The following is a 23,501-nucleotide window of genomic DNA, read 5'->3' on the forward strand; positions in this document are numbered from 1 at the left end:
ACTGCTTTTATAATCAAATATCACCTAGATTCTCTAAATCAATTCTTTTTAATTGGTGATCAACTCTCTGCTCTGATTTCTTTTTGCTTTGAATTCTATTTTGTTTTTCACCTTTAACCTGTTTCTTTGCTGATTGTTGTGCTTTTTCTATTCCTTCATCCTGATTCAATGCTGCTTCTAAACCACTTGCGGTTTCAGCCCTTTCCTTAGCTGTTTTTGAAGTCTCAGAAGATGTTTCTGCTTCAGCTGAACTTTCTTTAGTACTACTTTCTGTCTGAGTTGACGATGTATCTTCTGTATTTAAAGAATTATAAAAATTTGCAAAAATATTCCAGCCATCTGCTAAAGTTTGTCCAATAGCAATGCCTAAACCTGCAGATGCAAGAACTCCTCCAGCTGTAACATCACCTGGACCAGGCTCAGGTCCATCAATCAATACCAAAGTCGTAACTATAGGCATTATTGCGTTCATTGTACCTTTAGCATCTATCTGGACATCATTTGGCAACCTATCCCCTCTAACTTTTACTGGCTCACGAGTTATAACATCTCCTCCTTCATCTTCTTTATTAATGGTTATTCCTTCTAAGCCCTCTAGCTCAATTTTCCAAATAGGATTATTATGAGCAAATTGATAAGTAGATATTGACATATACTCACTCGATACAGGGTCTACACCAAAGAATCTCCCAATCTCAGGCATATAGTTTCTATACCTAAACGTCAACCAGCCTAAACCTAACTCTGTTTGTTCTTCCTGCCCTAAGTAATTCCAGTTTCTTGCAATATTAGTATTAGTAACATTATCATTATACCCTTTATGTTTTAAACCAAAAGGATAATAATTATTTTCCTCCAGTATTTCAACAGTCATAGGATCGTTAACTTTACGAATACTTACATCGTCAAACCAAACACTACCAGCATAGTCGTTATCAATCCTTAAGTTTAGTTGAGTAATATTAGCTGGCACACTTACTCGTTTCTCAAGATATACCCATTTACCTTTAGTATGTGTTCTTTGATAGTCTATTAATGTATAATAACTTGTTTCTCCTGGTTCGTTCATAAATAAAAATATATCTGCCTGGTTTTCTGGTATATTTTCAAGGTAAACCCACCCAGAATAAATATAATCTGTGGTTACCGAATTATTTATAGTTATCCAGTCATTACTGTGCGCTACATTTTCCCAATGGGAGTGTGGATCCAACCTTGCGGCATAATTCCCTTGAAGCTTAAAATTACTATCAAACTCATCTACATCCCATCCCCAAGTATGCCCTGTACCATCCCAACCAGAAGCACTTTCGAAACCATCAAAGAATATTTGTGTTGTACTACCAGTTATATTACCATCATTGTTGCTGTCCTTATAACTCAACCTAATATTACCCAAATGATCTTTATATTGGTATACATAGTCGAAACCTTGAGGTAAATCATTTTCGTTCTTTGGCTCCACATAACCCTCAGGGTGGTTAAAGAATTTCAGGACCTCTGAATTCAACTGACCTTGATAGGTATAGTTTCCAGAATAAAGGGTAATAACTGGCTCGTCTCCTTCATCTACTGTCCACTTACGCAACTTTACCCCGTTAGCGTCATAGACATAATGTACGGCAGTTTCATCGTGCCTGTCAAAAATAATATCGGTGGGTAAGTTCAAATGGTTATAGCTAATAGAAATAATATCTTTATTCTCGTCTTTTGTCATGTTGCCATTGTCATCGTAAGTATAATCATCTGCACTATCCACAGTAGTATTTACTGCATCGTCTTTAAACCCAAATTCGTCTACTGTAGCAGCGTCTGCCACTTTCAACAGTTTATTTCCACCATTATAAGTATAGGTTAAGTCATCCATCAGGGCAAAAGTAGTTGCGTTGGCATTCCTATGCCCCTTTCTTTTTAAATGCATGATGTTTCCGTTCTTATCATAATCGATAAGTGAAAGGTTATAATTATCTGTATTGTCCGTCGCATTTGTAATCCGGTTAAGTGCATCATAAATATAAGAATATTTATTGGCAACAGGGTTGCTGGTATTATTAACACTTGTAGATTTCCAAAGTGTTTGACTAATATTGCCGTTATACAATACTGTTCCACCAGTACTAGGCGTATTGTAATTTATTTGAAAGCCAAACGCATCATTTGCATCCAATGTAATGGCAGAATTACTACCACCCGTATTATTAATTCCTTTTAACCACCCCCTCACATTATAAGTATAGTCTACATCTTGTAACCTGACCGTATTAGTAGATTTACCGCCAACTCCCTTCGATTTTAAAAGCCCAAGATTGTCATAAGTATTGTCCACTATGGTTTCCTGAATAAGATCGTTAATCGTTTGCTTTTGTTCTAACAATCTACCCTCATGGTCATATTCGAAAACATCTACATTTGTAATGGGTATTTGTCCAGTTTTTAAATGAGTGGAAGTGGTCTTATCTATTTTACCTGCAAAATCCAATTTGCTCGAAACAATATCTGTAGTGCCTAAATAACTGTTCTTACTTGCTACATAGATTGGACGTGCCTTTACATCGTAACCAGTAACCGAGGTAATCCATTGGGTTGTTGTTAATACCTTCACCCTAGTTCCTGTTGCCAGACCTTTGGTTAACATATTGTTTGTGCCGTTATGATTAATTATGGTTTGTTCTTCAGCTTTATCGGGCAGGATCAAAGCATCTTTGTTAAAGTAGTAGTTATCGTAATAGTTAATGGTATACAAGTCAATGGCTGCATTAGGGAAGTTCGAATTGGTGTAATAGGATCCACTATAACCCGTTCCTGAAGACACCTTAGTTTCATATAGCTCGGTATCCAGATTGTTTTCGGAATTAAAATGGGATTGCATGTCGGGACGTGTTATTTTGTCGGTATTTGTATGCAATCCAGTATAAACGACTCTACCAAAAATATCGTACTTAGTAAACAACCACTGCTTTTGGGCTCTTAAATTGGCATCTTGAGTTAAAACAGGTCTATCCAACTTATCGTATATAATATATTCTTTATCCTTTCCCGGAATTTTCTTTTCAACCAATCTATTTCTATCATCATAGGTATATTGATAACACAATTCTAATAGTTCGATGGCAGATACGCCATTGGAAGTATCAACTTTTGGAGGAATAACAAATGAAAGATTACCATAGTAATCGTATACATAGTAGGTGTCGTGGGCGGTTGACACACCTTCTATATCAGCATAGGTGCGTTTTAAAACAACCTGTCCTTGCTTGTTTTTAAACTCTTCGGTAGTGTGGTTTTTCGATAGTGTTCCGTCATGATTTTCATCCTTGGTAATGGTTTTATAGAGTTTATTAGCTGCATAAAAAGTAGTCCCTCCTAATAATGTAGGTGTATAAGTATGTATTCCACCACTACTTGAAGGCGTTAATGAAACATTATAAAACCTTACTTCATTTGCATCATTAGTATTATAGACAAACTCTATTTCGTTGTTACCACCCAGTTTCCAATCCTTGCCTGGAGCTGCTTGTTTTAAAACACGACTTAATGGAGAATCTTCAAGTTCTTTTTGAGAATATGCATTGATATCGGCCAGGATCATATCAGTAAAATCATCACCATAGTTGTCCTTATAATACTGTTTAGTCGCTACAGACTTATCTCCTCTGTAAGAGCCAACACTTCCCGATACTTCACGATAAGGTAACCACTCTTTATCCTGTCTACCAAAAGCATCGTAATCGATATGGGTAACGATGTCCTTTTTATCTGGAGACGCCTTAATGCCAATACTTTGCATTGGTCTGCCCAAACCGTCAAAATAGGTTACACTTTCTGTAAAATCTGATTCTTCATCTATTTCTGAGGCATTGTCCATACGATCTTGATACACTCTGGTATAAACATAATTCTCATTGCTCGATAATGATGTTGGTATATGGCTACAGCCACTATGAGGTCCTGCTACGTTAGGGCATTGATCTGTATTATTCGAGACATATCCGGCAGGTTTTGTACAAGCCGACTGAGTTACAGACGGATCTCCAAAGCCATCGCCATCACTATCTGCATACCAGATTGAAAGTTGTGTTATTGTATAGTTTACTGTTCTGGAGGAGCTCCAACATCCGGATGTGTTGTTCCTGGCCCTTAAATAGTATACCGTACCACTGGTACGGCTAAGCGAAATGCTCGAATTGGACGTGCTGGTTCCTGAAGCACTGCTCTGCCAGTACCAGGTTATCCCACTGGGCGAACTGCCCTTGGTTAATACCGTATTGCCACAGTTGTTGGTCACTGTAGGAGCACTCGGTATTCCGGGTACTGTATTGACAGTATAATTTATTGTTCTTGAAGAACTCCAACATCCCGTTGTATTGTTCCTGGCCCTTAAATAGTATACCGTACCACTGGTACGGCTAAGCGAAATGCTCGAATTGGACGTGCTGGTTCCTGAAGCACTGCTCTGCCAGTACCAGGTTATCCCACTGGGCGAACTGCCTTTGGTTAATACCGTATTGCCACAGTTGTTGGTCACTATAGGAGCACTCGGTATTCCGGGTACTGTATTGACAGTATAATTTATTGTTCTTGAAGAACTCCAACATCCCGTTGTATTGTTCCTGGCCCTTAAGTAGTATACCGTACCACTGGTACGACTAAGCGACGTACTCGAATTGGACGTGCTGGTTCCTAAAGCACTGCTCTGCCAGTACCAGGTTATCCCACTGGGCGAACTGCCCTTGGTTAATACCGTATTGCCACAGTTGTTGGTCACTATAGGAGCACTCGGTATTCCGGGTACTGTATTGACAGTATAATTTATTGTTCTTGAAGAACTCCAACATCCCGTTGTATTGTTCCTGGCCCTTAAATAGTATACCGTACCACTGGTACGGCTAAGCGAAATGCTCGAATTGGACGTGCTGGTTCCTGAAGCACTGCTCTGCCAGTACCAGGTTATCCCACTGGGCGAACTGCCCTTGGTTAATACCGTATTGCCACAGTTGTTGGTCACTGTAGGAGCACTCGGTATTCCGGGTACTGTATTGACAGTATAATTTATTGTTCTTGAAGAACTCCAACATCCCGTTGTATTGTTCCTGGCCCTTAAATAGTATACCGTACCACTGGTACGACTAAGCGACGTACTCGAATTGGACGTGCTGGTTCCTGAAACACTGCTCTGCCAGTACCAGGTTATCCCACTGGGCGAACTGCCCTTAGTTAATACCGTATTGCCACAGTTGTTGGTCACTGTAGGAGCACTGGGTATTCCAGGTACTATATTGACAGTATAATTTATTGTTCTTGAAGAACTCCAACATCCCGTTGTATTATTCCTGGCCCTTAAGTAGTATACCGTACCACTGGTACGACTAAGCGAAGTGTTCGAATTGGACGTACTGGTTCCTGAAGCACTACTCTGCCAGTACCAGGTTATCCCACTGGGCGAACTCCCCTTGGTTAATACTGTATTGCCACAGTTATTGGTCACTATAGGAACACTGGGTATTCCAGGTACTGTATTGACAGTATAGTTTACACTACTGGAACCAGAACTCCATATATTTGCTGTATTTCTGGCCCTTAAATAATATTTTGTACCACTGGTTACTGTTAGGGTAATTCCAGAATAGGATATACTCGTCCCCGTAGGGCTGGTTTGCCAAAACCAAGCAACTCCTTCAGGAGGATTGCCCCTAGCTAGTACGGTATTACCACAATTAGTACTTTGTATAGTTGGTGGGCTCGGAGTGTCTGGTTGCGGGAGGTTAACAGTTACCACCAAACTCAAAAGCTCAGGTTGCCCAGAAACCGTTGCGAACGCAGCGATAGTCGCCGTGTTACCAGGACCAGCTCCTGTCCATTCAACGGTTATAGAGCCTGGGGTAGAAGATAATGTTGTATAGTACGTACTACTGGCCCAGTTTACGTTACTCGCTGGCCCGTTTATATTATAAGTGCTAACATCTCCGATATTAACACTTGTGGGACCAAACAGTGTGGTTTGGGAATATAATTTAAATCCTGCTAATAGAATAAATAGCATTCCATAAAAAAGAGAGCTTAATTTGTATTGAAAATTATTATGCATGGGACTTATATATTATTGTTGATTCTTATAGTGGTGTAGGTAATCGGTCACAAGTTTTTTATCGGAATCTTTAACTTCCTTAAGCCTGTTAAAACTATCGTAATTGTAATAAACGGTATAACCTTTGGGGTCTGTAGTACTTGTTACGCCAATCAGGGGTGCATAGGTATAAGTGCTTACCATAGCGTCTGGAAGCCCTGACCTTATCTTATTCAAGGTCGCTATCATCATGTTTTGATTATAGGTTCCTGCTTTAATAGCATCTAATTCTCCAGTTGTTAAAGTCGCCGTAACTGAAGTATGAGTTGCGTTTTCTATTTTAGCTACAGGATATTCTTCGTTATACCCCCATAGGTAGGCAACTGTCGTACCATCAGATTTCTTGACCTCAAGGACATGCCCTCTTTCGTCATGTTTAATAAATTCAACTCTGTCCTGTAAAGGGTTAGTTGTTTCATGATAGGAGCCTTTCAAGGTTTGCTGATCTTTTGGTAGAACAAGATTCGTGTTAGGCTTATTATAGAAATTTGTACGTTGCACTGTTTTAGATAACACGGTTGTACCATCCTTAATGGTAGTCTCTAGCTGAAGCGGAGTGGCTAACTGGTGCTGGTTTTTTAATGTATCTATGGCTACTTTTTCATAGGTGTCTAAGTCGTCATAGCCTAAATCATTTATATGAACAACATCTTCAGGGTAATGAGTCTCTGTGATGATGGTTTTATCATCACTTGTGAAAGCCTCAGATTTATCTAATTGATAGTGGGTATCGTAATCATAAAAATATTTGGTTGCATTAACCAGCTCTATACCTCCATCAAAATAATTGGTTTCCTTGGTTGAATGTAAATCTAAAGTCCCGGCAGTATAATGGTATACTCTATAAAAAAATTCATTTGGAGCTGAAGGCGAATTATATGGTGGAGTATCATTAGGATCTGGACAGAAAGTTACGAGTGGTAAACGAAACACCCGTTTATTCTTTAGATATAAAATAGCTCCATTAGGATCCTTTATATCTGAAGTTAGTGTATCAACTCTCGTTTCAGGATTAAAAATAGGTACAGTGAAATACGGGGGAGTATTTATACCTCCAAATAGATATTCATTTCTAATTTCTTTTCTTAACGTATAAGAATTCCCCTGTCTTTCATAAATTTTCGTACTGATATTTTTCCCTCTTAACCACTCATTATCCGTGGGCAGCGGATAAGGAAATTTATAAAAGGCTCCGGTATCTTCGAATACTGTAAACTCACTCTCTGTTTTTCCAGAATTATCTTCTTTTGTGCCTAAATACTCTGTTACATGACTATAACCAATAGAACTACCCTGTGGCGTTCCTAAAGGACTTCCTGGAACTGCTCCGAATGGTTCAAGTATGGTTGTAAAAGATGCCGCTTCATGTTCGCTATTTAATGAATAAAAATTAGGTAAGCCAAATAATTTTCCACTAGAAAATCCATCCGGGCCTTTGTATTCATATTCCTTTGAGTTTACCACACCATTACCATCATTAAACTCTATTTTTTTAATGCGTTTTCCTGGACCATATAAGAGATTAGGATCATCTGTAACTGTTGGTGGATCATTTGTGCCTCCTGTGCTATTTTCATTCCAACTTAATATTATATTAAAACTAGAACCATGATTCATAATATCATATGGATCATAGTCACCGGGATTTATGAAAACTTCTAAAGTATGTAATCCGGGAACAAGCACACTATTACTAATCCCTTTATTCTCTCCTGGAGTTAATGCAAGTGGCCGAGACGGTGAACCATCGGAAGGGTTTATAGTAAGGAGTGCAGAAAAAACATACCTTTCTTCTGGTGATACAGCCCAAAAGGTATAACTACCACCAGGATTATTACTCGATAAATTTGTAAGATCGATAGTTTTAATGTAGTGGCTAGACCCATTAAATATGTTCGGATCTGTATCTATAAAACCTAAACCATTTTGTTTTCTGATAATTGGGTTTGGGTCGGTATTATTTGCCCATACAACAGTTGAAAGTTTCCCGCTCTTTCTAACTTTATTATGCTCATAGGTAAAAGAAGTGCTACCACCTGTTGGGTAATTAACCTTTTTTAACATTCCGGCTTCTGCATAGGTCGTGTCAACGGTTCTGTCATTTGGGTCAGTTCCATACTTGAAAAAAGTAAGATAGGCCCCATTGTCCTTACCATTATAATAACCCCATATGTCTTGTGCGTTGGAAAATCTATTAGGTAGCTTTGTATCACTGTATTCAAAACTGTAAGCAGGTAACTTTTTACCACCAGCATCTTCTTGCTGTACTGAAGTTAAAAATAATCGTTTTGAAGATTTGGGGTCGGATGAAAGCAAAAAGCTTAGTACATTTTTGTTGGTGGTATCGGTCGTGTAGGTGTAATTTAGTTGATGTATTTGAATGAGTTTATTGTTTTTATCAAATACTTCAATTTTATCTAAACAATGTGCACCGGACAGATCATCTCTTTCGTCTCCAGATCGTTTAAAAACTACTTTTCCCGACTTAAAATGTATTTCACTTAATTGATATTGGAAACTTCTTATTTTTGATGAATAGTTTACGGGTATATTGTTGGCTTCTATTTTGTCGTAGGAACGCCTATAATAGGTACTATCATCAATATCATCATTATAATAGAAAAATTCAATAAGATCTCCATTTACAGTTTCTATATCCATTAATTGCCAAGCATTATAAAAAAGTGTGCCACCAGCAGAACCAGGTGATGGAGATCCGTTAAGAGGGTAGCTGTAAGATGTTACTTCGTCTGTGTTTCTTGCTTTTCTCGATTTATCTTTCGACACCCCGAAATAATACTTGGTTCCGTTAGAATCTGTCACGACAAAACTACCTATGCCTATAGCAGCAGCACCCGTTTCGGCATCAAAGTATTCTATTTTGATATCTCTGAATTCTTGGAGAACAGCTTCGTTACTTTCCTTATCCAGTATAAATTTACCACTGGTCCCATTAAAGTCAAAGAAAAATAAATCAGGAGTAAAATCTATGTTAGGTCTTTGCACATATTCATTGTAAACAGATTGCCTAATAGACTGAGCTGAAGGATTGGGAGGATTAGAAAAAAAAGTTTGATTAATAATATTTTTAGCATATCCCACCTGTGGATACTCATCTGCTATACCTCTAGTTTGTCTTGAGATAGATCCACCATAATTTAGCGCCCACCCTAAACCAACTCTTGAAGCTACCTCTTCAACTTTTATACCTCTGGCATGGTAAGTCAAACTTATAGGAATTGTAATACCATTTTGTTTAATTGTGTAAATAGGAACTGAAATATTAGGCACTCCAGTGTAAGTCGAAACTGGAACTTCTGTAAACTTAGCTAGCGAAGTAGCTTCAGGAGACGGAGGAACAATGGTTGGAAGGTCTTGAGCCTTTACCAGAATAGGGTAAAAACCGATTAGTATAAATACTACTGATAACAAAAGTCTTTTCATAAATTTTATTTGTTTATTACTTAAGAATAAAGTGAAATTACTTACTGTAAAAATAAAGTGTATCGCTCAAAAATTAGCTAAGGATATCCTTATGATTAGTAAGGGAAAAACCTTTTTTTTGTAAGGAAAAATTGTAATTCTAATAGAAATTCGATTGTTTCTCCTTAGTTTTAATAAGGGAAAACCTTAGTTTTCCAAAATGCCTAATAGAGAAACTCTAATTAATTAAAGATATGATGATAGGGATTCAAAACTAACAAATCGCTTTCTGACTTTGGTATAAGCTTTATATACAGCTTTAATGCTAGCATTTATAAAAATTTAAAAGAATACAACTTTAAAGTTTACATTTAACGTCTCTTTATAACGTATTACACTCGTTTTTCCTACCTTTGCGCTTCGTTTTATATAAGGCATGTTTAAATTATTTAGTAAAGACTTTTGGGACATCGTTGCAAGATTGATTTTGCGTAACAAAACCATCATCCTTGTTGGTATTGTTTTAATCACCTTTTTCTTTAGTACTAAGTGGGAAAACATGCGTTTTACCTATACCGAGGCAAATTTATTGCCTGATGATCATGAGGTAAACATAATCTACAACGACTTTTTGAAAACCTTTGGAGAAGAAGGCAACCTTATTGTACTTGGCGTAAAGGACAGTTCCCTTTTTAGCATTCAAAAATTAAATGCTTGGAATAAGCTATCGCAAAGCTTTAAAAAATATGACGAAGTAGAAACCGTCGTATCTATTAAAGACCTTCAAAAGCTTGTAAAAGATACTAAAAATGAAAAGTTTCGTTTAGAGCCTTTTATAAAAGATTCTATTTCTTCAATTGAACAGGTTAAAACATTACAAGAAGAGCTTTTTAAAAAATATCCGTTTTACGATAATTTTTTATTCAATAACGAAACTAAAACGGTTCGAACAGCCCTTTATTTAAAAAAGGATATTGTAAACACCGCAGCAAGGAAAGACTTTGTTGTCGATGTTTTATTACCAACAATAGAAACCTTCGAAACATCGAACAACTTAGATGTTAGAATATCGGGAATGCCCTATATTAGAACTCTAAACTCACAAAATATTGTAGATGAAATCAGCTTGTTTATAGGTGCCGCATTATTAGTAACATCTATTATTTTCTTTTTCTTCTTCAGATCGTTTAGAGCGACCTTCATATCACTTATTGTAGTATGTGTTGGAGTTATGTGGACCTTAGGAATTCTTGGTTTATTAAACTACGAAATAACCGTTTTAACAGCCCTCATTCCGCCGTTAATTATAGTTATTGGTATTCCTAATTGTATCTTTTTAATTAATAAATACCAGCACGAAGTAAAATTACATGGTAATAAAGTAAAATCACTACAACGTGTTATCACTAAAATTGGTAACGCGACTTTAATGACCAATGTTACCACTGCTTCTGGGTTTGCAACTTTTATTTTAACAGAAAGTAAACTTTTAAAGGAGTTTGGTATTGTTGCATCCTTAAGTATACTAGCCATTTTTATTCTGTGCTTACTTATCATTCCAATTATTTATACCTTTTTACCTTATCCGAAAGAACGTCATTTAGAGCACTTGAACAAACGTTGGATAGGTGGTTTTGTAAATTGGATGGAGCATATGGTAAGACAAAAACGCATAGCTATTTACTCCACGTCTTTGGTATTATTAATATTAAGTATTATTGGTATTTACCAAATAAAAATCTCTGGCAGTTTGATAGAGGATATGCCTAAAAACACAGAGTTTTTTAATGACATCCGTTTTTTCGAAAAAGAGTTTAATGGTATCATGCCTTTAGAGATTATGATTGACACCAAACGTAAAAAGGGTGTTATGAAACTTTCTACTTTAAAACGCATGAATGAATTGGAAGATTTAATTATAGAGACTCCGGAATTATCTAAACCCATTTCGGTAGTCGGCTTAGTTAAATACTCTAAACAAGCTTACTATAATGGTAATACCAAATATTATCAATTACCAACATCGCAAGAAAACAGCTTTATTTTATCTTATGCCAAAAATTCGACTTCGAATGTAGACTTGCTTAAAAATTTTGTTGACAGCACTGGTCAATATGCCCGTATTACAACGTTTATGAAAGATGTTGGAACTGATAAAATGGAGCGCATAGAAGAAAATCTTCAAACAAAAATAGACAAAGTTTTTCCAGAGGAGAGATATAATGTTACCATGACGGGTAAAGCCTTAGTTTTTCAAAAGGGTACCAAATACCTTGTTAAGAATTTAGCCATATCGTTATCGCTTGCTATCTTTTTAATATCGTTGTTTATGGCATACATGTTCAGGTCGGGAAGAATGATTATTGTGTCATTAATACCAAACTTATTGCCATTATTAGTAACAGCAGGTTTAATGGGGTATTTAGGAGTCCCTATAAAACCTTCAACCATATTGGTGTTTAGTATAGCTTTTGGTATTTCTGTAGATGATACTATTCATTTCTTAGCAAAATACCGTCAGGAACTCCAGGCCAATCACTGGAAAATTAAGACCTCTGTGTATGGTGCATTACGAGAAACCGGAGTAAGCATGTTTTACACATCCATTGTGCTTTTCTTTGGGTTTTCTGTATTTACCATTTCCAGCTTTGGGGGTACCGTAGCATTAGGAGCTTTAGTTTCTGCCACATTACTATTTGCTATGTTATCGAACCTGCTCTTATTACCTTCTTTGTTGTTATCGTTAGAGCGTAGTATTGCCAATAAGCAAGTACTAAAAAAACCCGCAATTAATATTATTCCAGAAGAAGACGAAGACCAGTAAATTTTAATGCTAATCCCTTTTCGTTTTTTAACATTTGATGCTTAAAAGCCAATTGGCTTTTTTATCTTTACATTTTAAATTTGAACACGTATGAAATCACGAACTGTATCAGAATTACTGTCCCAAGATATTGTTTTCCCAGAAGTAGAAATAAAAGGCTGGGTTAGAACCTTTAGAGCAAACCGTTTTATAGCTTTAAATGATGGTTCTACATTAAATAATATTCAGTGTGTAGTAGATTTTGAAAATTTCGATGAAGCGCTTTTAAAGCGTATCACGACTGGAGCTGCAGTATATATTAAAGGAGAATTAGTTGAAAGCCAAGGAAAAGGTCAAAAAGTTGAAATACAAGTAAATACTATTGAGATTTTAGGAGACTCAGACCCAGAAACCTACCCTATTCAACCTAAAAAGCATTCCTTTGAGTTTTTACGTGAGAATGCCCATTTACGTACTCGTACAAATACGTTTAGTGCTGTTATGCGCTTGCGTTCGGCATTATCATTTGCCATTCATAAATATTTTAACGAAAATGGTTTTTACTACACACACACGCCTATTATAACAGGTAGTGATGCCGAAGGTGCTGGAGAAATGTTTAAGGTGACCAGCCTAGATGCTAAAAACCCACCCCTAAACGATGAAAAAGAAATAGACTATACAAAGGATTTCTTTGGCAAGGAAACCAATTTAACCGTTTCTGGTCAGTTAGAAGCAGAGACCTATGCTATGTCCTTAGGTAAAGTTTACACATTTGGCCCTACTTTTAGAGCCGAGAATTCAAATACATCGCGTCACTTAGCCGAATTTTGGATGATTGAGCCCGAAGTAGCCTTTATGGATTTGGCTGGAAACATGGATTTAGCCGAAGACTTTATGAAGTATGTTATAAAATACATTCTAGATAATAATCGTGAGGATTTAGAGTTTCTAGATAAGCGTTTGCAGGATGAGGACAAAAGGAAACCAATGGCAGAACGAAACGAAATGACTTTAATAGAAAAGCTCAATTTTGTAACAGACAACAATTTTAAACGTGTTAGCTATACGGAGGCTATCGATATTTTACGTAATTGTAAACCTAACAAGAAAAAGAAATTCAAATATCTAATTGATGAGTGGGGTACGGATTTACAAAGTGAACACGAGCGTTTTCTTGTTGAAAAATACTTTAAATGTCCAGTAATCTTATTTGATTACCCTGCAAATATAAAAGCCTTTTACATGCGTTTAAATGACGACGGAAAAACTGTTCGTGCTATGGATATTTTATTCCCTGGCATAGGGGAAATTGTTGGAGGCGCGCAACGAGAGGAACGTTTAGATGTTTTAAAACAACGAATGGCAGCTATTAATATTCCAGAAGAAGAGCTTTGGTGGTATCTGGATTTACGAAAATTTGGTACAGCTGTACATTCTGGCTTTGGATTAGGTTTTGAACGTTTAGTAATGTTCGCTACTGGAATGAGTAACATTAGAGATGTAATTCCTTTTCCAAGAACACCTCAAAATGCAGAATTTTAAAAACATTAGATATATGCCTATTTATAGGTAAAAAGTTTTTTTTACTTTTATCTTAAACCAAATCACAATATGCTTAAGCAGTATTTACAATTTAAACTATCGCAAAAGCTTTCGCCGCAGCAAATTCAATTAATGAAATTGATACAACTGCCTACGCAAGCTTTTGAACAACGTTTAAAACAAGAACTGGAAGAGAATCCAGCTCTAGAGAGTGGTAAAGAAGATAATGGTGAATACGATTCTGAATTTAGCAATACAGACGATATAAACGACAGTGAAACTATAAATGCCGAAGATATTAACGTTGATGAATATCTAAGCGATGACGAAATTCCCGATTATCGTACTCAATCAAATAATTATAGTAGCGATGATGATGAAAAAACGATGCCTTATGCGGCAGGTACATCATTTACGCAACACTTAATAAATCAATTGAACACGTATCGTCTCAATGATGAAGAACGGGAAATAGCAGAATTTTTAGTAGGAAGTGTTGATGAAAGTGGCTATATACGTAGAGAGTTAAGCGATATTATGGACGATTTGGCGTTCACGCAAAACGTTTATACTACGGAAGAAAAAATTCAAAGTGTTTTAAGAATTGTACACCAATTGGATCCGGCAGGTGTAGGAGCAAGAAGCTTACAAGAATGTTTAAGCATACAATTACACAGAAAAGAAAAAACACCGCATTGTGAGTTAGCAATTAATATTATAGACAATGCTTTTGATCAATTTACGAAGAAGCATTATAAAAAGTTAATTCAAAAGTTTGATATATCTGAAGAGCAATTAAAAAGTGCTATTACTGAAATTGAACACTTAAATCCGAAACCAGGAGGTTCTTATGCAGGAAATAACAGAATTGTAGAGCATGTTGTACCTGATTTTGCTATTAAAATTATAGATGGTGAATTAGAGTTAACACTTAACGGAAGAAATGCTCCAGAGCTTCATGTATCGAGAGAGTATAATAACATGCTTAAAGGCTATAAAGACACTAAGGACAAGTCTAAATCGCAAAAGGATGCCGTGATCTTTATTAAGCAAAAATTAGATGCTGCTAAATGGTTTATTGAGGCTATTAAGCAACGTCAGCAGACTTTATTTGTTACCATGAGTGCCATTATGCACTATCAGAAAGACTATTTCTTAACAGGTGACGAGCGCAACTTAAAACCTATGATTTTAAAAGACATTGCCGACGAAATTTCTATGGATGTTTCAACGGTTTCAAGAGTCGCAAATAGTAAGTACGTCGATACACCTTATGGTACAAAACTAATTAAGGAATTCTTTTCCGAGTCTATGAAAAATGACCAAGGGGAGGATGTTTCTACAAGAGAAATTAAAAAAATATTGGAAACGGTTATAGAAGAAGAGAACAAGAAAAAACCTTTAACCGATGAAACCTTAGCTTCTATTCTTAAAGAAAAAGGGTATCCTATTGCTCGTCGAACAGTAGCAAAATATAGAGAGCAATTGGATATTCCTGTTGCCCGATTACGTAAAAAGATATAATGGATAAAATACTAAGGAGTATCTCATACATTTTTCATCCATTATTAATGCCTATTCTTGGCGTTATTTTCTATTTCTATAAATCACCACGATTTATTCCGGAAGAGATAATAAAAGCCAAGTTAGTATCCCTTTTTATACTAACAGTTATTTTACCTATCCTGCTTTACTTTCTACTTAAAACGCTGGGTAAAGTGCAATCCATTTATCTGGCGACTACTAAAGAGCGTATTATTCCTTTAATATTAAACTGCTTTGTCATTATAATAGTATTGCAACGTATTATAACACCTTCCCAAATCGTTGAGCTTTATTTTTTCTTTGTAGGTATATTAATTTCTACTATGGCATGCCTAACACTTGCCCTTTTTAAATTTAAAGCCAGTATACACATGATTTCTGTTTCCGGATTATTCATGTTCTTTGCCATCTTAAGCATACACTTTAGCATAAACATTAATGGAACCTTAGCTTTAATGGCAATAATAATGGGAGCTGTTGCTACATCCAGACTACATTTAAACGCACACAATTATAAAGAGCTTATTATGGGTGGTTTTGTTGGAGCTATTCCACAGTTAATACTAGTACCTTATTGGTTATAGGATATAAAACATTAAACCAATTTTTACGGCATTCATATCAACTCTTTTCCCATTTACAATAACATCGTCCGTAAAGATGGGGTTTAAGGCATAATACACATATACATTCCACGTACTATAACCAGCACTAAACGTTAAGCCATATTGAAGGTTGTTAAAGTCCTTTATATTGCTATATCCTATTCTTCCTAAATCACCTCTGTACTTGGTTGTATGGGTAAACATATAACCTATTTTAAAACCCGTGTAAATGCGCCAAAAGTTGTAATCGCTAGCTGTAGATGTACGCCACCTAAACTCTAGAGGAACCTCAATTAAATGGCTTGAGAATTTATTCTTGGTAAATGTGCTGCTACTTTCTAAAACAGTGTATGTAGTATTACCCATGTTATCCTTATCGATAAGCAAGTCCTGATTATAGGAGTTTGCAGAATATCCGACCCCCAAACCTATAGCAACATTCCTTTTTTTATTAATAGGCATATCCTTAATAAAACCTAAATGAAACCCTAAAGAGAATCCACTTTGAGAAACATTCTCTGGCATTTTTCCTAATAAATTATAAGTTACTCCTGCATAAAATTGGTCTTCTTTATAAAGTGAATCAACACTTTTATTAACGTCTCGTTCCTGCTCTTGAGCCAGACAGTTTAAATAACCAATTAAAAAGAATATTATAACGAATAAATGTTTCATTAATAATAGTATTATGCTACTAACATACAATTATAATTAAAAATTATCTGGGTTTTAAAAATAAAAGGCGTTTTGATAAATCAAAACGCCTTTTATTTATATAAAATTAAGAGTATAGAACTATTATCTTCCTAACACAGTACCTTTTTTAGTCGTGTAGTTAATTTTAAGTGCATTTACTTTTCTTAATTCCTGCTTTATATCTCCAATTAATCCCATATTAGCATCACTATCTACCTTTAAGGCAGTTGTTAAAAATGGTATTAATTCTTCTCGCTTAGAAGCTCTTTCTGCAGCAATAAACGCAGCAATTTCATTTACATCTGCGAACTTATCATTAAGTTGTATTTTTGCCTCTGTTCCATATTGTTTATAGTTATCACTTGGCTTACCTGCATATATATACATCACCAAATCCTTTTTATCTAACTTTTCAACCTGGTCTGCAAATGGCAAATTATTCTCGATCATTAAGGTATTTTGCCTCATTACTGTGGCTACCATAAAGAAGAATAATAACATAAATACAATATCTGGTAAAGATGCTGTGTTAACCGCTGGCATATCGCCGCCTTTTTTCTTTTTAAATTTAGACATATTTATAAATGTTAAATTTTAAACTATTGTACTTCTGAAAGTTTTTGAGGATAATCCAATTTAATTTTGTCTATCTTCTCTTTTAACCTTTCCTTATTACCTGGCCAATTTACATCCTTATAGTTTTCCTGCATTTCTGCAAAAGACTTACCGTACAGCCCTTGAGCCCTGATATTTCTTAATTCGTTATAAGCCGCTACTAATTCATTTTGAACAGCTATATAAGTTTTGTAAGTTGTTTCACGTTCATTCTTTAAAGATATAATCGCTTTATCTGGATTATCAGAAGATGACTTATCTTTATTTCCTTTACAGTAATCGCATGATCCGTCGCCTCCGTTATCTAAGAATTCAATGGCTGCTTGCCTTAAATCCTTAACCTCCATTAATTCATCTTCTACTAGCAATTGATCTTTACCATTTAATAATACGGTAAAAATATTTCTTTGCTTGATAACTACATCTTCTTCAGACTCTTCCATAGGTGGAAGTTTTCTGTTAATCCCAGAATCTGTTTCAATTGTTGTTGTTACTAAGAAGAATATTAATAGTAAGAACGCGATATCGGCCATGGAGCCTGCATTTACTTCTGGTGCTGCTCTTTTTGCCATAACTTTATTTGTTAAATATTTTTTTAGCTCCTGAATATAACATGGATGCTATAGCTAAAATAGCTAACACATAGAATGTATATAATCCAGCTCCTACGTACTTAGATGTATCTTCGGTAACATCTAACCCTTTATCTGTAAAAGGTGTTAAATCTAAATCTGTACCAGACGACATCGAATAAGAAATAACTACAATTAGAACAAACGCTCCAACTGTCATTAATGTCTTTTTAATATTTCCAGCAAATAGTCCTTTTATAACAAATAACAGAACCATTACTAATATTAATCCAAGTACGGTATAGGCAATATATAGCATATTTCCGCTCATGGATAGCTGTTGCTCATCATCACCTGCTATTATCATTAGCGCAAAAATCGCGCCAATAATAGCAAGAGCGAAAGCTACTATTTTTAAAACTTTATGTAAACCCATAATTTTTTATATTTAAATTATTACTTCTTATTTCTAATCAATAGATCCATTAACGTAATAGAAGCATCTTCCATATCGTTAACAATACTATCAATTTTAGCAATAATGTAATTGTAAAAAATCTGAAGTATAATAGCTACTATCAAACCGAATACAGTTGTTAAAAGTGCTACTTTAATACCACCGGCAACAAGAGATGGTTGCATATCTCCGGCAGCTTCAATTTTATCGAATGCTTGAATCATACCAATTACCGTACCCATGAAACCAAGCATTGGTGCCAAAGCGATAAATAATGAAATCCAAGATACATTTTTTTCTAATTGTCCCATTTGAACTCCCCCATAAGCTACAACAGCTTTTTCGGCAGCTTCTATACCTTCGTCTGTTCTATCTAAACCTTGGTAGTAAATAGATGCGATAGGTCCTTTTGTATTTCTACAAACTTCTTTTGCTGCTTCAACTCCACCTGAAGATAAAGCATCCTCTACATTTTGTGTTAATTTTTTTGTGTTGGTAGTTGAAAGGTTTAAAAAGATAATTCTTTCTATAGCAATAGCTAACCCAAGAATTAAACATAATAATACAATTCCCATAAAGCCAGCACCACCTTCTATAAAACGTTTTTTCAATTCTTGATGAAACCCAAGTGTTTCGGCAGGAGCTGCCGCAGCATCTGTTGCCTCTTCTTGAGTTGTATTAATAGCAGTTACTGCTGTAGTTGAGTTTGCAATTGTAGTTGCATTAGTAGTTCCAAATGCCATCATTCCTGTAATGGCAAGGAGAGAAAATAATCTTTTCATGTTCTAGATCTTAATATATTAGTTAAAGTGTTAAAGATATTAAAAAAAAAGCAATTAAAAATAAAATAAAAAAGCAGAGAGAAAGGGATTCGAACCCTCGATACGCTTTTGACGTATACACACTTTCCAGGCGTGCGCCTTCGACCACTCGGCCACCTCTCTGTATTTTTAACTGCACTTTATTTTATTGGGGGCTCAAATAACAAAAAAAACTTTGAACGCTAAAATTTTAAGAGTTAATTTTAAGATATTTCACCCCGTAAAGCTGTTTCATAGATCGTTTTGACGTTATTTTCTGTAATATTTCGTCCCAGCACATACATTAGCTTAGTTATAGCCGCTTCGGTTGTAATGTCTTTTCCAGAAATAACTCCTATACTTTTTAACTCACTACTGGTTTCATAATGCCCCATCATAACGCTTCCTCCCGAACACTGTGTAATATTTATAATATGTATCCCTTTTTCAATATGCTCCTTTAACATGTCAATAAACCATCTTTCAGTGCTACAATTTCCGGCACCGTAGGTTTCAATAATAACAGCTTTTAAATTCGGGGTATTAAAAATGCTCTGCAATACACTTTTAGTGATACCTGGGAAGAGTTTTATTAGTGCAACATTATTATCTAAATTCTTATAGACTTTTAGAGGTTTATCTAAATCAGGCTTAAACAAATATTCTTTATTAACTTTTAAATGAACGCCAGACTCGGCTAAATCTGGATAGTTTAAAGATGCAAAAGCTTCAAAGTGTTCTGCGTTTATTTTTGTGGTTCTATTGGCTCTATATAATTTGTATTCAAAATATAGACATACCTCCTTAATTACTGGTTTTCCATTATGTTGTAACGAGGCTACCTGAATGGATGTAATTAAGTTTTCCTTTGCATCTGTTCTTAAATCGCCTATTGGTAATTGAGATCCTGTAAATATGACTGGTTTTGCCAAGTTCTCCAACATAAAACTTAATGCAGATGATGTATAACTCATGGTATCGCTTCCGTGTAAAACCACGAAACCATCAAACGCTTCATATTTAGCCTCTATTATTTCTGCAATTTGAACCCAGTATTTCGGATTCATATTACTTGAATCTATAGGTTCTTTAAACGATACCGTATCTATATGACATTCTAAAAGCTGTAATTCCGGAATTTTTTCTAAAAGTGTTTTAAAATCAAACGCCTTAAGCGACCCCGTTTTAGGATCTTTAACCATACCTATGGTTCCTCCAGTATATATTAGTAATATTTTTGGCTTTATATCGCTCATGGTTTAAATTTTAAAAACGTCCTTAGAATTCTGAGTGGTAATTGCCGCTATGTCTTCCAAAGATACACCATATATATGTCCTAACTTTTCCAACACTTGTTTTATATAGGCACTTTCGTTTCGTTTCCCTCTATATGGAACTGGAGCTAAATAAGGTGCATCTGTTTCTAAGACAATATGTTTAAGCGGTATTTGATTTAAAAAAGTATCAATCTTCCCATTCTTAAAAGTAGCCACACCGCCTATACCAAGTTTCATGTTATAAGAAATGGCTTGATGTGCTTGTTCCAAGGTTCCAGTAAAACAATGAAAAATACCGAACAGATCATCGCTCTTTTCTGTTTCTAAAACTTCAAATATTTCGTCAAAAGCATCCCTACAATGAATTACTATTGGCAACTTATATTGCTTGGCAAGCCTAATTTGATGTTTGAATGCTTCTTGCTGAATTCCTAATGTGGATTTATCCCAATACAAATCAATTCCTATTTCGCCTACAGCATAAAAATGTCGCTTTGCGAGCATATGTTCCACGTGTTTAAGCTCTTCTTTATAGTTCTCTTTAACATGGGTAGGATGCAACCCCATCATTAAAAACATATTATCGGGGTAATCCTTTTCAAGTTGAAGCATGGCTTCGGTATACTCGGAATCTATAGCTGGAATAAAAAACCTAGAAACGCCCTGCTCTATAGCACGATCGATCATCTCATTTCTATCGTCATCAAAAGCTTCACTATACAAGTGGGTATGTGTGTCAGTAATAATCATTTGGTAAAAATAAAAAAGTCACCAATAAGTTGATGACTTTCTTCGAGCTTATTTATACTGTTATACATTTTGTACTTAAATCACACATAGTATAGCAACCGATAGTTTAATAGAGGTATTTATCTTCAACAAAAACAACTTACCAAATACTGATCACTAAAAACTGATTACTGATCACTGAACACTGAACACTCCTACTCTAGTTTATCAATTAACTTCAGAGCCTGCTCATAATCTTCAGCATCTTCTGGTATTCCTTTTAAAATTTCAGAACAAGCTTTGTATTCTTTTTGTTTTAATTTACTCAATGCTAAGTACCATATAGCTTTGTATTTATAAACTGAATCTCCATTACCTATATTTTGTAGAGTATTATCGGCAATTTCAAAATTGTCTAATTCCATGTTTGCTATACCTTTATATAACAACAATTCCAAACTATCATTTCCGCCTTCCAATAAACTTGTAAAAGCTTTTTCTGCTGTTTCAAAATCTCTATTATTAAAAGCATCTTCGGCTGTCTTTAAAAGCTCTTCCTGACCCCCTCTAACGGTTAAACTAATAGTTTCATAATTATTATAATCACTAAAAGACGGATTAGAAAAATTGTTGAAGGTAAAAATCCCCATTAACAACATAACACTTGCTGCTACAGCATATTGCCACGGTTTAAAGCGGACTACTTTTTTGGCTGGTTCTTGTTTTTCAAAATAAGTATTGGAAATAGTTTTTAGGTTATTTTGAAATGTCGTTGAGGCTGCTTCATTTTCATATTTATGTTCTAAAAAAGAAGACAACTCTTTATAGGTATTGAATGCCTGATTGAATTCTGCTTCATTTTCTAATCTAGATTCAAAAGCGGTGACTTCGTCTTGAGATAACTCTTTAGACAAATAGGATTCGAATAATATGTAATCTTGATCGTTCATGGCTATTAATTATTAAGTTGGTTAAACTTTGGTGACTCCCGAACCAGTTCTGTTAACTTACCAATACATAAAGATTTCTTTTTTCTTGCATAAGCATAGGTTACACCTAAACTTTTTGCTACTTCCTCCATAGATTTTATTTTAAAAGTAGCTGTTAACAAATCTTTACAAGCGGTTCCAAGTTTTTGAAACATTTCTGTAAATAATGCTTGTTTTTCGCCAAATACAGATGTTTCAAAAGCCAGTTCTTGAGCCTCGTCACCTTTAGATAAAATGTCCTCATTAATTGTTACCTCCTTTTTAGAAGTTTTTTTTAATTCGTTTAACCACTTCCGTTTACACAGTAGAAAGAAATAGGCATCGAACGGGCAAGTAAGCTGCAACTTATTTTCGCTTGCCTGATTATAAATGGTTATTAAAGTATCCTGTATTACATCTTGAGCTTTATCGCTATCGCCACTATTTTGCTTTATATAATTAATCACTTTAGGTGCGAACTTATCATATATAGCCTGTATTATAAACGAATTGTTTTTTAGTAATCCTTCAATATATTTCTGGTCTTCGTGTATTTTTTTTTCACTCATTACCCCTTGTATTTGCTACTAAAATAAAGAATTTCTTTAAACCAGCTAGTCTCGAAGTAAAGCATGGGAAATTACTCGAGCAAACTCAGTGAATACAAGGGCTAAGCAATTACCAAGGAAATTCAAAGTAAAACTCCAAAAGATACTTTTTAAGTAAAATCTTAAGCGAAAAGGGTAACATTTTTTTAATGGTCTTGATATAAGGGTGTAACAGTAAAAATACTGGACAAAAATTTTAATTAATCCATAAAATTTAGAAATCATGAAAAATGCAAAGCAATTTCACAAACACCTCATCAATATTAATAACGTATGTAAAAAATCCCTTTTGGTTATTGGTACTGTAGTATTATCGATTTTAAACACGCATGCCACAACCTTAGTATCGAACTTTAATACAACAACTATTCATGCAGACATTACAAATGAAAGTTTAATTAAGGTTTACGATTGGAACGTAGAAACCAATAAAGGATCTTATTCTGGAACATCTCCCTCTGTTGAAGACGCAAAGCGAATGATTCTTTTAACAAGCTCTGGAGAAATAGTAAAAGCATCAAAAATTGAAAGCTATTTTGTTTTAAAAACTGAAGCAAAAAACAACTCTAAAAGAAATTATTTCTGGGAAGTTAAAACTGTAAGCGGATATGCAAAAGGCTATTCTTCATCTAAAACTTACGCATACAAAATGATGCAATTAGTTGCCTCGGGAGATGCTATTGTATCTAGAAAAATAATCAGTCAACCTCAACAATAAAAAATAATTACCAAAA

Annotated in this window: 16 protein-coding genes and 1 tRNA gene; 5 read left to right on the plus strand and 12 right to left on the minus strand. The window is 35.1% G+C overall.

All coding sequences use genetic code 11. The features are described 5' to 3' along the window. Positions 1-13: 13 nt before the first annotated feature. Both C1H87_RS09680 and C1H87_RS09685 read right to left on the minus strand, forming a co-directional pair. The gene (locus tag C1H87_RS09680; protein WP_102755609.1) at positions 14-6,085 is read right to left on the minus strand and encodes a DUF6443 domain-containing protein; all 6,072 of its coding nucleotides are present in this window, start codon (positions 6,083-6,085) and stop codon (positions 14-16) included. A 12-nt stretch (positions 6,086-6,097) separates the two neighbouring features. Beyond that, positions 6,098-9,568 (minus strand): RHS repeat domain-containing protein, encoded by a 3,471-nt coding sequence (locus C1H87_RS09685; RefSeq protein WP_102755610.1) that lies wholly within the window; start codon positions 9,566-9,568, stop codon positions 6,098-6,100. Positions 9,569-9,983: 415 nt separating this feature from the next. Between C1H87_RS09685 and C1H87_RS09690 the strand changes: the two genes are divergently transcribed. The 4 genes from C1H87_RS09690 (at position 9,984) to C1H87_RS09705 (ending at position 16,024) form a co-directional block, all read left to right on the plus strand. Further along, positions 9,984-12,371 (plus strand): efflux RND transporter permease subunit, encoded by a 2,388-nt coding sequence (locus C1H87_RS09690; protein WP_102755611.1) that lies wholly within the window; start codon positions 9,984-9,986, stop codon positions 12,369-12,371. A gap of 90 nt (positions 12,372-12,461) precedes the next feature. Then, complete coding sequence (gene asnS / locus C1H87_RS09695) at positions 12,462-13,895, plus strand: asparagine--tRNA ligase (protein WP_102755612.1); 1,434 nt, start codon at positions 12,462-12,464, stop codon at positions 13,893-13,895. 69 nt (positions 13,896-13,964) lie between these two features. Further along, on the plus strand, positions 13,965-15,419 hold the full coding sequence (gene rpoN, locus C1H87_RS09700; protein ID WP_102755613.1) for an RNA polymerase factor sigma-54: 1,455 nt from the start codon (positions 13,965-13,967) through the stop codon (positions 15,417-15,419). Then, positions 15,419-16,024: a hypothetical protein gene (locus C1H87_RS09705; protein WP_199769349.1), complete on the plus strand. Its 606-nt coding sequence runs from the start codon at positions 15,419-15,421 to the stop codon at positions 16,022-16,024. Before rpoN ends, C1H87_RS09705 begins: the two co-directional genes overlap by 1 nt. On the opposite strand, the gene C1H87_RS09710 is transcribed toward C1H87_RS09705, so the two are convergent. The 10 genes from C1H87_RS09710 to C1H87_RS09755 all read right to left on the minus strand — a co-directional run bounded on the left by C1H87_RS09710 (position 16,019) and on the right by C1H87_RS09755 (position 22,728). Next, positions 16,019-16,720: a porin family protein gene (locus C1H87_RS09710; RefSeq protein ID WP_102755615.1), complete on the minus strand. Its 702-nt coding sequence runs from the start codon at positions 16,718-16,720 to the stop codon at positions 16,019-16,021. The genes C1H87_RS09705 and C1H87_RS09710 overlap by 6 nt on opposite strands. Positions 16,721-16,843: 123 nt before the next feature. Beyond that, positions 16,844-17,317, minus strand: coding sequence for an ExbD/TolR family protein (locus tag C1H87_RS09715; RefSeq protein WP_102755616.1), 474 nt, complete (start codon positions 17,315-17,317; stop codon positions 16,844-16,846). 23 nt (positions 17,318-17,340) lie between these two features. Continuing rightward, positions 17,341-17,928, minus strand: coding sequence for an ExbD/TolR family protein (locus tag C1H87_RS09720; RefSeq protein WP_102755617.1), 588 nt, complete (start codon positions 17,926-17,928; stop codon positions 17,341-17,343). A 4-nt stretch (positions 17,929-17,932) separates the two neighbouring features. Next, complete coding sequence (locus C1H87_RS09725) at positions 17,933-18,364, minus strand: hypothetical protein (protein ID WP_102755618.1); 432 nt, start codon at positions 18,362-18,364, stop codon at positions 17,933-17,935. Between the two features lie 20 nt (positions 18,365-18,384). Continuing rightward, positions 18,385-19,167, minus strand: a complete 783-nt coding sequence (locus C1H87_RS09730) for a MotA/TolQ/ExbB proton channel family protein (protein WP_102755619.1) — start codon at positions 19,165-19,167, stop codon at positions 18,385-18,387. Between the two features lie 74 nt (positions 19,168-19,241). Then, a tRNA-Ser gene (locus C1H87_RS09735) sits at positions 19,242-19,329 on the minus strand. Between the two features lie 80 nt (positions 19,330-19,409). Beyond that, positions 19,410-20,441, minus strand: coding sequence for an asparaginase (locus C1H87_RS09740; protein ID WP_102755620.1), 1,032 nt, complete (start codon positions 20,439-20,441; stop codon positions 19,410-19,412). A gap of 3 nt (positions 20,442-20,444) precedes the next feature. After that, complete coding sequence (locus C1H87_RS09745) at positions 20,445-21,212, minus strand: TatD family hydrolase (RefSeq protein ID WP_102755621.1); 768 nt, start codon at positions 21,210-21,212, stop codon at positions 20,445-20,447. A 194-nt stretch (positions 21,213-21,406) separates the two neighbouring features. After that, entirely contained in the window at positions 21,407-22,141 is a 735-nt protein-coding gene (locus C1H87_RS09750; RefSeq protein WP_102755622.1) for a hypothetical protein, read from the minus strand. 5 nt (positions 22,142-22,146) lie between these two features. Then, positions 22,147-22,728, minus strand: coding sequence for an RNA polymerase sigma factor (locus C1H87_RS09755; protein WP_102755623.1), 582 nt, complete (start codon positions 22,726-22,728; stop codon positions 22,147-22,149). Positions 22,729-22,990: 262 nt separating this feature from the next. On the opposite strand from C1H87_RS09755, the gene C1H87_RS09760 reads away from it, so the two are divergent. Next, positions 22,991-23,485 carry a hypothetical protein gene (locus C1H87_RS09760; protein WP_102755624.1) on the plus strand — a complete coding sequence of 165 codons (495 nt, stop codon included), beginning with the start codon at positions 22,991-22,993 and terminating at the stop codon, positions 23,483-23,485. The last annotated feature ends 16 nt before the right edge of the window (positions 23,486-23,501 follow it).

This window comes from Flavivirga eckloniae (assembly GCF_002886045.1).
In the GTDB taxonomy this organism is placed as follows: domain Bacteria; phylum Bacteroidota; class Bacteroidia; order Flavobacteriales; family Flavobacteriaceae; genus Flavivirga; species Flavivirga eckloniae.